This is a genomic window from Escherichia sp. E4742 (genome assembly GCF_005843885.1).
Classification (GTDB): domain Bacteria; phylum Pseudomonadota; class Gammaproteobacteria; order Enterobacterales; family Enterobacteriaceae; genus Escherichia.
Genome location: NZ_CP040443.1, coordinates 2923313 through 2936743, shown reverse-complemented (window position 1 = coordinate 2936743; position 13431 = coordinate 2923313). Strand labels below are relative to the sequence as shown.

12 protein-coding genes are annotated in these 13431 nt (G+C 46.4%); 8 read left to right on the top strand and 4 right to left on the bottom strand.

Annotated elements, in window-relative coordinates:
• Entirely contained in the window at positions 1–678 is a 678-nt protein-coding gene (bglJ, locus tag FEM44_RS14325; RefSeq protein ID WP_130204762.1) for a DNA-binding transcriptional activator BglJ, read from the bottom strand.
• Entirely contained in the window at positions 636–1361 is a 726-nt protein-coding gene (locus tag FEM44_RS14320; protein ID WP_130216547.1) for a helix-turn-helix domain-containing protein, read from the bottom strand. Before FEM44_RS14320 ends, bglJ begins: the two co-directional genes overlap by 43 nt.
• A gap of 627 nt (positions 1362–1988) precedes the next feature.
• Between FEM44_RS14320 and FEM44_RS14315 the strand changes: the two genes are divergently transcribed.
• From FEM44_RS14315 to opgB, 6 genes are all read left to right on the top strand, one after another.
• Positions 1989–2759, top strand: coding sequence for a threonine/serine ThrE exporter family protein (locus FEM44_RS14315; RefSeq protein ID WP_130216549.1), 771 nt, complete (start codon positions 1989–1991; stop codon positions 2757–2759).
• Positions 2750–3223: a threonine/serine exporter gene (locus tag FEM44_RS14310; protein WP_130204757.1), complete on the top strand. Its 474-nt coding sequence runs from the start codon at positions 2750–2752 to the stop codon at positions 3221–3223. Before FEM44_RS14315 ends, FEM44_RS14310 begins: the two co-directional genes overlap by 10 nt.
• A gap of 106 nt (positions 3224–3329) precedes the next feature.
• Positions 3330–3869 carry a primosomal protein DnaT gene (dnaT, locus tag FEM44_RS14305; protein ID WP_135523722.1) on the top strand — a complete coding sequence of 180 codons (540 nt, stop codon included), beginning with the start codon at positions 3330–3332 and terminating at the stop codon, positions 3867–3869.
• A 2-nt stretch (positions 3870–3871) separates the two neighbouring features.
• Positions 3872–4609, top strand: coding sequence for a DNA replication protein DnaC (gene dnaC, locus FEM44_RS14300; RefSeq protein ID WP_135404045.1), 738 nt, complete (start codon positions 3872–3874; stop codon positions 4607–4609).
• Between the two features lie 48 nt (positions 4610–4657).
• Entirely contained in the window at positions 4658–5152 is a 495-nt protein-coding gene (gene yjjA, locus FEM44_RS14295; RefSeq protein ID WP_135523765.1) for a DUF2501 domain-containing protein YjjA, read from the top strand.
• A 254-nt stretch (positions 5153–5406) separates the two neighbouring features.
• Positions 5407–7698, top strand: a complete 2292-nt coding sequence (gene opgB, locus FEM44_RS14290) for a phosphatidylglycerol--membrane-oligosaccharide glycerophosphotransferase (protein WP_135523721.1) — start codon at positions 5407–5409, stop codon at positions 7696–7698.
• A 127-nt stretch (positions 7699–7825) separates the two neighbouring features.
• Here the strand turns inward: opgB and FEM44_RS14285 are convergent, their stop codons facing one another.
• A complete protein-coding gene (locus tag FEM44_RS14285; protein WP_135523720.1) occupies positions 7826–8848 on the bottom strand; it encodes a zinc-binding alcohol dehydrogenase family protein in 1023 nt (340 codons plus the stop codon).
• 138 nt (positions 8849–8986) lie between these two features.
• On the opposite strand from FEM44_RS14285, the gene FEM44_RS14280 reads away from it, so the two are divergent.
• Complete coding sequence (locus FEM44_RS14280) at positions 8987–9907, top strand: GntR family transcriptional regulator (protein WP_135523719.1); 921 nt, start codon at positions 8987–8989, stop codon at positions 9905–9907.
• A 149-nt stretch (positions 9908–10056) separates the two neighbouring features.
• Here FEM44_RS14280 and FEM44_RS14275 read toward each other — a convergent pair whose 3' ends face one another.
• A complete protein-coding gene (locus FEM44_RS14275; RefSeq protein ID WP_135523718.1) occupies positions 10057–11709 on the bottom strand; it encodes a Na+/H+ antiporter in 1653 nt (550 codons plus the stop codon).
• A 733-nt stretch (positions 11710–12442) separates the two neighbouring features.
• Here FEM44_RS14275 and FEM44_RS14270 point away from each other — a divergent pair.
• A complete protein-coding gene (locus FEM44_RS14270; RefSeq protein WP_135523717.1) occupies positions 12443–13414 on the top strand; it encodes a C4-dicarboxylate TRAP transporter substrate-binding protein in 972 nt (323 codons plus the stop codon).
• Positions 13415–13431: the final 17 nt, after the last annotated feature.

Genomic DNA, 13431 nt, shown 5'->3' with positions numbered 1-13431 from the left:
TTAATATGGATGCAACACATTACTTGTTTCTGAAATCCGCATACATAACAGAATATCTGCCGCCTCAAGCAATCCGGCATCAGAACTGACACCCAGTTTCGACATCACATTAAATTTATGCGCGCGGATCGTTTTAATATTGCGTTTAAGCTGTTCAGCAATTTGCGTCATTGAGTAGCCACGCGACATAAACCGTAATATTTCCCTCTCCGTCGGGCTCAGCGTCCGGCTTTGATTAATATACCACTGGTTGTTCAGTCGATCGGTCGCCTGACGTACGCCATTTAATGACAGAAACAGCTCCTGGTGAAAAACATCCAGCGTTGATGCTTTACTTAACACACCATCCAAAGGAGAAGGCGATAATGAGCCAATCAACCGCGCTTCAATATCATCATCCGCAATAACCAAACGCCGGGTACGTGGAAATTTGATTGCCAGCTCAGTCAGACAAGATAATCCCTCCCTGCGCTCAGTTCTCATGGCAGAAAAAGAAAAAATGACCGCCGCAAATGAAACCCGCGACATAGCATCCTGAAAAGCCTCCTGGCTGGTATACGTATAGAGTTTATAAGGATTACCCGCAAACTTTCTGAATAAACTCTCAATCCCGATACTGCTCATGACGCACTTTTCTATGAGTGCGACATTTCTCTTCTTAATTCGGTTGTGTTCCATTCCGCGGCATCTCCATAAACAGAAGGCAAGTTAAGTTCCCTTGCCCCCTGTGCGCTATTAATCCATGCATACATCTCAGCGTTACTGTGAATTGCCAGCCGCCGCATCGCACTGTTTTTTTGTGCGCTGATGGTTTTATTGCTTTTCTTAAGCAATGAAGCTATTTGGTTGATGCCCCATCCTTTACCTAACAGCCGCAGTACCTTGCGTTCAGAAAGGGTAAGAATCACGGTGCGATAACCAAATTCCTGGATTTCCGGCATTGCAGGCGAAGTCAGCATGGCGCTGATGCGATCTGCATGGACATTGCCAGAACGAACGGTCTTGACCAGATTCTCAATGGGCTCGATATCGGACAGTAACGTCGCAGTTGGACACATAAGCAGTTCCACCGCCTGAGAGTACCAGGCTCGCGAAACCATGAAAACCCAATGAATTTCCCGGTATTGTGAGATCAATGAATAGTAATGTTCACAAACAGAACGCGGATCTTCTGTTTGTCCGGCTAAATCGGCAATAACTAACCCAGCACGACGTAATTGTAATATAGTCAGCTCCTCCGCAGAGGTGCTACTCGTTATATCGTATTCAGGGAGATGGGTCCTCATGACCTCTTTTAACCCTGCCTGCATAACGGGTATTTTACTGATAACAATTCCATTTTTGCAGCATCCTGGCAACATATATCCTCCATATCCACTGTCTATAAATTATGATGGTTTATTCAGGATATTCACCCTTCAAATGATTCCAACAAATTAATAGATTGAGCGAATAATTTATCCTTAGCATTCACTTCATATCAGTTTACCCCAGCCACACAAAAAATCCTTTGTATGTTTCAGGAGACTAGCATCAAATAATAACCTGGAAAAATACCGCTGACACATTTAAAATATCTAAATTATGTTGTTAGAAATACTTAATCAAAACCCTCAAAATCAATCAGTTTAAGATATCATTTAAAATAACGAATAAAAGTTAAATGAAACGCCTTTGGCCAGAATATCAAGAAAAAAACCAATAAAAACTGAAAGGTATTTCTTACCAGAAACCAAAAAAATGATTTCACCGGCCATTACTCAAACGCGTAAAAACAAAACGATAAATTCATTTTAATGATAATATTCATGGAATTATTTATTCCACTCAAAACTTGCATCGCTTCCCTTCAGCGAACTCATCACCGTAACCAGGATTAATCAGCGCAATTTTGATCTTAACCAACGTCAAAACAGCCATGCTTCGTGATACAAAAGGGTTCTCATTTTTTGAAAAATACGCAACACGTCTATGACAAAGGGCGAGTTATGCAAACAGAGCAACAGCGAGCCGTTACACGGCTATGTATCCAGTGCGGGTTATTTCTTTTACAACATGGTGCGGAAAGTGCGTTGGTTGATGAGCTTTCCTCACGACTGGGTCGGGCGTTAGGGATGGACTGCGTCGAAAGTTCTATCTCTTCGAACGCCATAGTGCTGACCACCATTAAAGATGGTCAATGTCTGACATCTACGCGCAAAAACCACGATCGCGGCATTAATATGCATATGGTTACTGAGGTACAACACATTGTGATTCTGGCGGAACATAAGCTGCTGGATTACAAAGGTGTTGAGAAACGTTTTAGCCAAATACATCCCCTGCGCTATCCGCGTTGGCTGGTCGCTTTGATGGTGGGACTCTCTTGCGCCTGTTTCTGTAAACTGAATAACGGTGGTTGGGATGGGGCGTTGATTACATTCTTCGCCAGTATGATCGCCATGTATATCCGCCAGCTACTGGCACAACGCCACCTCCATCCACAAATAAACTTTTGCATCACTGCCTTCGCCGCCACCACAATTTCTGGCCTCCTTCTACAACTTCCGACATTCAGTCATACGCCTACTGTGGCAATGGCGGCCAGTGTTCTTTTACTGGTGCCGGGTTTTCCGTTGATAAATGCTGTAGCCGATATGTTTAAAGGTCATATAAATACCGGACTGGCACGCTGGGCGATTGCCAGCCTGCTGACACTGGCAACCTGCGTTGGCGTGGTGATGGCACTCACAATTTGGGGGCTACGCGGATGGGTGTAATCGAATTTCTATTAGCATTAGCGCAGGATATGATCCTCGCGGCAATCCCAGCGGTCGGCTTTGCGATGGTGTTCAACGTGCCAATCCGGGCATTACGCTGGTGTGCGCTGCTTGGCGCGATGGGTCATGGTTCACGAATGATTTTAATGACTACCGGACTCAATATTGAGTGGTCGACGTTTATGGCTTCGCTACTGGTCGGCACCATTGGTATTCAGTGGTCGCGCTGGTATCTGGCGCACCCGAAAGTCTTTACCGTGGCGGCTGTCATTCCGATGTTCCCGGGCATCCCGGCGTATACTGCAATGATTTCAGCGGTAAAAATCAGTCAGTTAGGTTACAGCGAACCGTTAATGATTACCCTGTTAACTAACTTTCTTACAGCTTCTTCAATTGTTGGCGCGTTATCCATCGGTCTTTCCGTTCCTGGATTGTGGTTGTACCGCAAGCGCCCCCGCGTATAAAATTGCCTCGCTTAAAGCACATGGATGAGAGGCTGCCTGGCCTCATCCGTGTGTTACTATAAAAGTAATCTCCCTTCTCGTTCATCGTTCCATATTGAGAAACAGTATGTCTTCCAGAGTTTTGACCCCGGACGTCGTTGGTATTGACGCCCTGGTACACGATCACCAAACCGTTCTGGCAAAAGCAGAAGGCGGCATGGTTGCCGTATTTGCCAACAATGCCCCGGCGTTTTATGCCGTTACGCCCGCGCGTCTTACTGAACTGCTGGCGTTGGAAGAAAAACTGACGCGTCCGGGAAGTGACGTGGCCCTGGACGATCAACTCTATCAGGAACCGCAAGCCGCCCCCGTTGCCGTACCCATGGGTAAATTCGCCATGTACCCAGACTGGCAACCCGATACCGACTTTATCCGTCAGGCGGCATTATGGGGCGTAGCGCTAAAAGAGCCGGTGACCGCCGAAGAACTGGCGTCATTTATTTCTTATTGGCAGGCGGAAGGCAAAGTCTTCCATCATGTGCAGTGGCAACAAAAACTGGCGCGCAGCCTGCAAATAGGTCGTGCCAGCAATGGCGGATTAACGAAACGAGATGTGAACACAGTCAGTGAACCTGACAACCAAATTCCACCGGGATTCAGAGGGTAACGATGAAAAACGTTGGCGACCTGATGCAACGTCTGCAAAAAATGATGCCAGCCCATATCAAACCCGCCTTCAAAACGGGTGAAGAACTTCTGGCATGGCAGAAAGAACAAGGGGCGCTCCGCGCCGCCGCTCTTGAGCGCGAGAATCGGGCGATGAAAATGCAGCGTACCTTTAACCGCTCTGGCATTCGTCCACTGCATCAAAACTGCTCCTTTGAGAACTATCGTGTTGAGTGCGAAGGGCAGATGAATGCGTTGAGCAAAGCGCGCCAGTATGTCGAAGAGTTCGACGGCAACATCGCCAGCTTTATCTTTTCTGGCAAGCCTGGAACTGGCAAAAACCATCTGGCGGCGGCAATCTGCAACGAACTGCTGCTACGTGGAAAGTCCGTATTGATCATCACCGTGGCCGATATTATGTCGGCGATGAAAGATACCTTCAGAAATAGCGGTACCAGCGAAGAACAACTGCTTAACGATCTGAGCAACGTGGATCTGCTGGTGATCGACGAGATCGGCGTGCAGACCGAATCTAAATACGAAAAAGTGATCATCAATCAGATCGTCGATCGCCGCTCTTCTTCCAAACGCCCGACCGGTATGCTGACGAACAGCAATGTGGAGGAAATGACGAAGTTACTGGGCGAGCGTGTTATGGATCGTATGCGCCTGGGTAACAGTCTGTGGGTGATCTTCAACTGGGACAGTTATCGTAGTCGGGTAACGGGTAAAGAGTATTAATCCTCCTTTCCGGCGCTATACTGCGACACAATTCCACCTTGAGTAATGATGATGAAAACTATTAAACACCTTCTGTGCTGTGCAAGTGCCACCAGCGCATTCATTTCAACCGGGGTGCATGCTGCGTCCTGGAAAGATGCGCTTTCCAACGCCGCCAGCGAGTTAGGCAACCAAAACAGCACCACACAGGAAGGCGGTTGGTCGCTCGCCTCATTAACTAACCTGCTTAGTAGTGGCAACCAGGCATTAAGCGCAGATAACATGAACAATGCCGCAGGCATTCTGCAATACTGCGCGAAGCAAAAGCTGGCTTCAGTTACCGATGCGGAAAACATCAAAAATCAGGTCCTGGAGAAGCTGGGCCTGAACAGCGAAGAGCAGAAAGAAGATACCAACTATCTGGATGGCATTCAGGGTTTGCTAAAAACCAAAGATGGTCAGCAGCTTAATCTGGACAACATCGGTACGACTCCTTTAGCTGAAAAGGTAAAAACCAAAGCCTGCGATCTGGTGTTAAAGCAAGGTCTGAACTTTATTTCCTGATTCGCATAACGCCGCGTTTTAGCTGTTAATCGGCTGGCGCGGCTATCCCCTTCTCTTTTTCCCGCTTCTGACGCTTTCATCCCTTGCTATGCGGGAAACAACCTCGCTCAAAAAAGTCTGTTTATAAACTAATTCCTAACAACATCGCATTTTTTTGACACTAGAATTGCAGCAATATGGCAGCACCATTACATTGTGTTTCTCAAAAAATCTTAAACATCGGCTATACAGCCTGGTTTAGTGAGGATCGCCCGTTGTCAGAACTACTCTCTTTCGCCCTGTTTCTCGCCTCTGTGCTGATCTACGCATGGAAAGCGGGACGTAACACCTGGTGGTTTGCAGCCACGTTAACGGTGCTGGGGTTATTTGTCGTTTTAAATATCACCCTGTTTGCCAGCGACTATTTTACTGGCGACGGCATTAACGACGCGGTGCTCTATACCTTAACTAACAGCCTGACCGGTGCTGGCGTCAGCAAATATATCCTGCCGGGAGTGGGTGTCGTGCTGGCACTGGCGGTAGTTTTCGGCGCGCTGGGCTGGATCCTACGCCGACGCCGTCATCATCCTCACCATTTTGGCTACAGCCTGCTGGCGCTCTTACTGGCGCTGGGTTCTGTGGACGCCAGCCCGGCGTTTCGCCAGATAACGGAGCTGGTAAAATCCCAGTCACGCGACGGCGATCCTGACTTTGCGGCTTATTATAAAGAACCGTCGAAAACCATCCCTGCCCCCAAACTTAACCTGGTTTATATCTATGGTGAGAGTCTGGAGCGGACCTATTTTGATAACGACGCTTTTCCGGACCTCACTCCCGAACTGGGCGCACTGAAAAATGAAGGGCTGGATTTCAGTCATACTCAACAACTGCCAGGAACGGATTACACTATCGCGGGCATGGTGGCGTCTCAGTGCGGGATTCCACTGTTTGCCCCGTTTGAAGGTAACGCCTCTGCCTCGGTTTCCAGCTTCTTCCCGCAGAACATCTGTCTTGGCGATATCCTGAAAAACTCCGGTTATCAGAACTATTTTGTGCAAGGGGCTAACCTGCGTTTTGCGGGTAAAGATGTGTTCCTGAAATCACACGGCTTCGACCATTTGTATGGTGCAGAAGAGCTGAAAAGTGTGGTGGCGGATCCGCATTATCGCAACGACTGGGGATTCTACGACGATACCGTGCTGGATGAAGCGTGGAAAAAGTTTGAAGAGCTTTCCCGCTCTGGTCAGCGATTCTCACTGTTTACTCTGACGGTCGATACCCATCACCCGGATGGTTTTATCTCTCGCACCTGCAACCGCAAAAAATATGATTTTGACGGTAAGCCGAATCAGTCATTCAGCGCGGTAAGTTGCAGCCAGGAGAACATCGCGACGTTTATCAACAAAATCAAAGCGTCACCGTGGTTTAAAGATACCGTCATCGTCGTCTCTTCTGACCATTTAGCGATGAACAACACGGCGTGGAAATACCTTAATAAACAGGATCGTAACAACCTGTTTTTCGTCATCCGTGGCGACAAGCCACAGCAAGAGACGCTGGCGGTGAAGCGCAACACCATGGATAACGGCGCTACAGTGCTGGATATTCTTGGTGGCGATAACTTTATCGGCCTTGGGCGTAGTAGCCTCTCTGGTCAATCCATGTCGGAAGTGTTCCTCAACATTAAAGAAAAAGTGCTGGCGTGGAAGCCCGATATCATTCGTCTGTGGAAATTCCCCACCGAGATGAAAGAGTTCACCATTGATCAGAATAAAAACATGATCGCCTTCTCGGGTACCCATTTCCGTCTGCCGCTACTGTTACGCGTGTCGGATAAACGTGTGGAACCACTGCCAGAAAGCGAATATTCTGCACCACTTCGTTTCCAGTTGGCCGATTTCGCTCCGCGCGACAATTTCGTCTGGGTTGATCGCTGCTACAAGATGGCGCAGCTATGGGCGCCAGAGCTGGCTCTCTCCACTGACTGGTGTGTTTCCCAGGGGCAGCTTGGTGGTCAGCAAATTGTTCAACATGTTGATAAAACGACGTGGAAGGGCAAAACCACATTTAAAGATACCGTCATCGATATGGAACGCTACAAAGGCAATGTCGATACGCTGAAGATTGTCGATAACGATATTCGCTACAAAGCCGACAGTTTCATTTTTAACGTCGCGGGTGCACCGGAAGAAGTGAAACAGTTTAGCGGGATTTCCCGTCCGGAGTCGTGGGGCCGCTGGTCCAACGCGCAGCTGGGTGATGAAGTAAAAATCGAGTACAAGCATCCGCTGCCGAAGAAATTTGACCTGGTGATTACCGCCAAAGCATACGGCAATAACGCCAGCCGTCCTATTCCGGTACGCGTAGGCAATGAAGAACAAACCATCGTACTGGGCAATGAAGTGACCACCACCACGCTGCATTTCGATAACCCAACCGATGCCGACACACTGGTAATTGTTCCGCCAGAACCTGTCTCAACCAACGAAGGGAATATCCTCGGACACTCGCCGCGTAAGCTCGGCATTGGCATGGTGGAAATCAAAGTGGTGGCGCGTGAAGGGTAATCACTGACTGATTTGTAGGTCGCATAAAGTGCGACCTACACGCCTTCTCCGGCTTACAACACATTATTAAGAAACAAAAAAAACAGCGCCCAACATTTCCCCGGGCGCTGCATGGCAACTCGCATTATCAGAAAGTAATCACGCCCTTAATCAACTCACGATTGTTAATCACATCGCGCTCATAGATTTCTGCCAGCGTGGCGAATGGATAGCGATGGGTTAACATCATATCGGCAGTAATTTTCCCTTCCGCCATCAGCCGCCCGACTTTCGCGAAATCTTCCGGCGTGGCATTTCGGCTGCCCATCATCGTAGTTTCTTTTTTATGGAATTCTGGATCAGAGAACTGCAACTCGCCTTTAAACAGGCCAACAAATACTACCGTGCCTCCATGACGAATCAGATTAACGGCGTTATTCATCGCATGTTGATTACCTGTTGCGTCGATCACTTTCTGCGCCAGCGAACCACCAAATTGCGCCCGCAACTGGTTGTCAAAATCCTCGGCTGACGGGTCCATCACGGGCAACTCCAGACGCGTTGTCACATGCTCACGCCGCGCCGGACTGGTATCCGCCACCACCACCTGTGCGCCATCGGCTTTAGCGATTGCTGCCGCGCCCAGACCAATTGGTCCCGCCCCGACTACCAGCACCTGCTCGCCAGGCGCAATTGCTGCGCGACGAACCGCATGAGCGCTAATAGCGAAAGGTTCAATCAACGCTGCCGCCTGCGGATCAATACCATCCGCAGGCAAAATGTTCGCCACTGGCACGCTCAAATACTCACTAAAACCGCCATCCTGATGCACGCCAATGACCGAAATTTTTTCACAGCAATTGGTGCGACCGCTTTTACACGCCGGACATTCCTGACAAGAAATATACGGAATTACCGCAACTTGCTGTCCAATATTAAAATTGTGAATGTTTTTTCCTGATTCAATAATTTCCCCACATATTTCATGGCCTAAGACGCGTGGATAACTAAAAAATGGTTGATTACCTGCCCAGGCATGAATATCCGTACCACAAATTCCGACGACTTTAATTTTAATTAATGCTTCGTTGTCTCCTGGTGCCGGCCTTGCCCGGACTTCCCAAACTAATTTCTTTATTTCCTGACAAATTAAGATTTTCATTGTAGACATGATTCACCGCTCCTTTTATTTTATTACTTCCAGATATCGTCGAATTTATAAGAACGACTGAATTTGCCCATAAAATATGCAGAAGAACACGCATAAAAGTGTCTTTAATCGGTTTTTAATACCGTACCGGAGGGAACAATGAGCCGTTCGCAGAATTTACGTCATAACGTCATAAACCAGGTGATTGAAGATCTGGCTCGGGGAAATATTCCTTCCCCACTGCCTTCGCAAAATGGACTGGCAGAGATGTATAACATTAGTCGCACCACGGTACGCCACATACTCCAACATTTAAGCGAATGCGGCGTGCTTACCCAGGTGGGAAAGGATTATGTTGTCGCCCGCAAACCCGAGCAGAACGATGGATTTGATTGCATCGCAGCCTCGCTTACAGAGCAAAACCACATTTTCGAGCAGGCATTTTTCACCATGATTAACCAGCGACATTTACGCGCCGGGGAGAGTTTTTCCGAACTCCAACTTGCGCGGGCAGCAGGCGTCAGCCCAGTCGTGGTACGAGAATATCTTTTAAAATTCGGTCGGTATAATCTTATTCAAAGCGAAAAGCGCGGTCAGTGGAGCATGAAGCAGTTCGATCAATCCTATGCCGAGCAACTGTTTGAACTGCGCGAAATGCTGGAGACACACTCACTCCAGCACTTTCTCAACCTTCCCGATGATGATCCCCGCTGGCTGCAAGCGAAAACCATGCTTGAGCGCCACCGGATACTACGTGACAGCATTGGCAGTAACTTCCGGATGTTTTCGCAGTTAGACCGGGATTTTCATGCCATGTTGTTATCCGCTGCTGACAATATCTTTTTTAATCAATCACTTGAAATCATATCTGTCATCTTTCATTTTCACTATCAATGGGAGGAAAGCGATCTTAAACAGCGTAATATCATTGCTGTTGATGAACATATGACCATCCTCAGTGCCCTGATTTGCCGTAGCGATTTAGACGCGATATTCGCGCTACGTAATCATCTTGATACAGCGAAACAGTCAATGATTCGCTCTATCAGGCAACATCGCGATAAATTAAGTACCGTTTAAAAACATTGACTCTGGATTAATATCACAACATTACATCAACACATTATTAACCCAGCTAAATATTATAATTATCATTAATAGATAATTAAATGATGCTAAAACCAATATTATCAGCATCATTTAATCCATTATTACAGCCATGATTAAAATTATCGACTATCCATGATTAAAGTTTCCAGCACATCTAATTCACTGACTATTTTTGCCAGTGTTTCATCACTGACTTCTTGCCTTGCGCGCATCTGGTAAATAGCCGCACGTTTAGCATTTAACGCTGCCAGATTAAATGTTCTTTCCAGCTTCGCACGCTGCATATGTAGGGAATTATCATTAGATGACATATCATCTTCATTACACCGCATATAATCGATAAATCTGGCCCCCGTTTCCACAATCAGATCGTTGTCAAGGTTTTCCGTACTGGTGCGTAGCAAACGCTGTTGGGTCTTTTGCACGCTCAGTATAGCCATTTTGGACATAAACAGATCGGCAGCTTCCTCTTCTTTTTGTCGATTATCGCCGAAAATCCCCATATTTTTCCCCAATAGTAACGGCAGAATAATAATGCCGCAGACTAATGAAAAGAGGATCACGCCAGTGGCGAGAAAAACTAATAGGTAGCGTCCGGGAAAAGGTGTGCCATCCGGCAGCATTAACGGGATAGAAAGCACCCCCGCAAGCGTGATGGCTCCGCGCACCCCCGCAAAGGTCGCCAGCAGCATATGACGCGTTTTATATCCAGCAAACAGCATCGGATGTTTGCCGGACCGTTTACGGCTATACAGACGCATCAGCCAAAGCCAGCCCAGGCGCACAACCATTAACGCCAGATAGATCCAAATGATATCAAGGAGCAGCGAGCCGGTATCCACCAGTGGATCGTTTTCTGCACGGATCAGTGATTCCGAAATAATGCCTGGAAGTTGTAAGCCTAAAATCAGGAACACCATGCCGTTAAAGACATATTCAAGCATCGACCAACTACTTTTAGCTTTAATTCTCAGACGAATAGGCGCGTGGTGGACTACGCCAATGCGACTGGTTGTTAATCCCGCGGCAACAGCAGCAAGAATGCCAGATAAGCCAAAATGTTCCGCAAACAGATAAACAATAAACGGCAACAGAAGCATCAATACAATCTGAATGGAAGGTTCATCGTGAGCATATCGGCTGATCAGCAGCAGTCCTTTGCCATATAACCAGGTAACAGCGATCCCCACAGCAATACCGCCCAACGCGACGACAAAAAACGCAATGGTTGCGCCATGGACGCTGAATTCCATCGTCCCCATCGTTACTGCAACAGCAAATTTCAACGCCACCAGTCCGGAGGCATCATTCATCAACGCTTCGCCTTCAAGCACTTCCTGGATGTTTTTGCTAATACGCCCTTTCCCGACAATCCCTAGCAACGCCACGGCATCGGTAGGTGACAACACGGCGGCTAATGCGAAAGCAGCGATGAGCGGCACATTCGGTAATAGCAAATGAATCACATAGCCGACACCAAAAATAGTGATTAGCACCAACGCAAGCGCCAGGCTGACAATTTCCCGACTGTGCTTGATCAATTCTTTAGGTTGTATTTTTGAGCTTTCAGCAAACAACAATGGGGGTATAAACAATAAGAGAAAAAGTTCAGGATTGAATTCCACGTGCAGACCAAATATGGGCTGGGCCAGTACAGCACCAGCGGCAATCTGGATTAAAGGAAGTGGAATCTGGATGGGAGAAATTCGCGTCAGCACGCTGGTTAATGAGACAACCAGAGTAAGAATCAAAATCGTTAAAAGTATTTCCATATAATCACCCCGCTTCCTGATGCATAAATAATGAATATAACCAACCTAACCTTACAAGAATAACATCTAATTTATCACCTACAATTAATCATTAGTCGCAACACTTACTCATTAGGTTAGATTAAAAACCTACCAACTTATTACTTTACGTTTATTCATTCATTGCGCGAATGAATATGATTTACCATCCTTCGTACACACAACCACAAAATCATTTTTATCTATATATCCCAGACAGATATGAACATTTTTTCATTTTCAACACCTGACAAAAACATAACCGACGCAAATATATTTATTCCACACGTAACAAATTTAAAGAGATCGCCATACACCGTCAACTGAAAAGTTCATTTCATCATATTATCAATTTAAACAATCATCAACAAATTATAAAAAATCATTCTTTGCGAAATAATAGTTTCACCGTCACACTATAAAATCGCAACAAATACATTAACCACGGTCATACTAAAAAAACTCTTATCTATCTGAAAACAGACCATTACTCACCAGGCATTTCATAACTTAAGAATATACAATAAAGTCATATTAAAAACCGATTAAAAACAGCAAAGTCATACCAAGTGCACGAATTCACGAAATATTTACAGCAGTCAGTCTATTCGCTGGCTACTTTCCAAAAAGACGACAACCTTTTCATGGTGTTTCTCTCCAGTCTCCAGATAGTAATATTGGAGTTATTTATTCTATAGCATGGAGTATGTGGAATATGAGTAAAATAATAGCAATGTTAATTACTGTCAGTACCCTTTTCTTACCGTCAATGATTCAGGCAAAACCGATTTCGATAAAAGTTGCCTATGAAAATAACCCTGGCGAACCACTGGATGTGGTCATGCATTACTGGGCAGATCTATTGAATAAAAAAAGTGGTGGTGAAATAACACTGGCGCTTTATCCCAGTTCACAATTGGGGTCAAAACAGGATGTTACTGAACAAGCCATGATGGGGATGAATGTTATTACCCTGAGCGATGTGGCATTCCTCGCTGATTATGAACCGGATTTGGGTATTCTGTTCGGCCCCTATTTAACCGACGATCCGCAAAAACTGTTCAAAATATATGAAAGCGACTGGTTCAAGCAGAAAAATGAAAGCCTGAAGAAAAAAGGCATTCACGTGGTTATGAATAATTATCTGTATGGTACTCGGCAGATCATTTCTAAAAAACCCATTCGCACTGTTGAAGACCTCGCGGGATTAAAAATTCGCGTACCTAATAACGTTATGCAAATAAAAGCTATTCAGGCAATGGGGGCAACGCCAACCCCAATGCCATTAGGTGAAGTTTATCCTGCATTAACCCAGGGCGTTATTGACGGAGTAGAAAACCCAATTTCTGTCCTGCAAGGGCAAAAACTTTATGAGCAGGCGAAATACCTGACGATGGTGAACTACCTGACCAACACATCCGTCTGGATTGGTGGCGAAGCTTTCTTTAGCACCCTAACCCCGGAACAACTGGAAATGATTCACCAGACTGGTTATGAAGCTGGGCTCTACAGCCAGAAGCTCACTCTTGAGCGCGATGCAGAAATGTTGAAAACCATGCAAGCTGCCGGTGTAGAGGTTATCTATCCTGATACCGAACCATTCCGTAAGAAAGCCCACGAAGTTTACTCACAGTTCCCAGAGTGGACACCAGGCCTCTATGAAACCATTCAACAACAACTGAAATAAATATCGATGCTAATCGT

Bases quoted from the DNA above. Each gene is read 5' to 3' on its own strand.
- dnaC (WP_135404045.1), top strand. From the start codon at position 3,872: ATGAAAAACGTTGGCGACCTGATGCAACGTCTGCAAAAAATGATGCCA.
- FEM44_RS14285 (WP_135523720.1), bottom strand. From the start codon at position 8,848: ATGTCTACAATGAAAATCTTAATTTGTCAGGAAATAAAGAAATTAGTT.
- bglJ (WP_130204762.1), bottom strand. From the start codon at position 678: ATGGAACACAACCGAATTAAGAAGAGAAATGTCGCACTCATAGAAAAG.
- FEM44_RS14320 (WP_130216547.1), bottom strand. From the start codon at position 1,361: ATGTTGCCAGGATGCTGCAAAAATGGAATTGTTATCAGTAAAATACCC.
- yjjA (WP_135523765.1), top strand. From the start codon at position 4,658: ATGATGAAAACTATTAAACACCTTCTGTGCTGTGCAAGTGCCACCAGC.
- FEM44_RS14315 (WP_130216549.1), top strand. From the start codon at position 1,989: ATGCAAACAGAGCAACAGCGAGCCGTTACACGGCTATGTATCCAGTGC.
- dnaT (WP_135523722.1), top strand. From the start codon at position 3,330: ATGTCTTCCAGAGTTTTGACCCCGGACGTCGTTGGTATTGACGCCCTG.
- FEM44_RS14270 (WP_135523717.1), top strand. From the start codon at position 12,443: ATGAGTAAAATAATAGCAATGTTAATTACTGTCAGTACCCTTTTCTTA.
- FEM44_RS14310 (WP_130204757.1), top strand. From the start codon at position 2,750: ATGGGTGTAATCGAATTTCTATTAGCATTAGCGCAGGATATGATCCTC.
- FEM44_RS14280 (WP_135523719.1), top strand. From the start codon at position 8,987: ATGAGCCGTTCGCAGAATTTACGTCATAACGTCATAAACCAGGTGATT.
- FEM44_RS14275 (WP_135523718.1), bottom strand. From the start codon at position 11,709: ATGGAAATACTTTTAACGATTTTGATTCTTACTCTGGTTGTCTCATTA.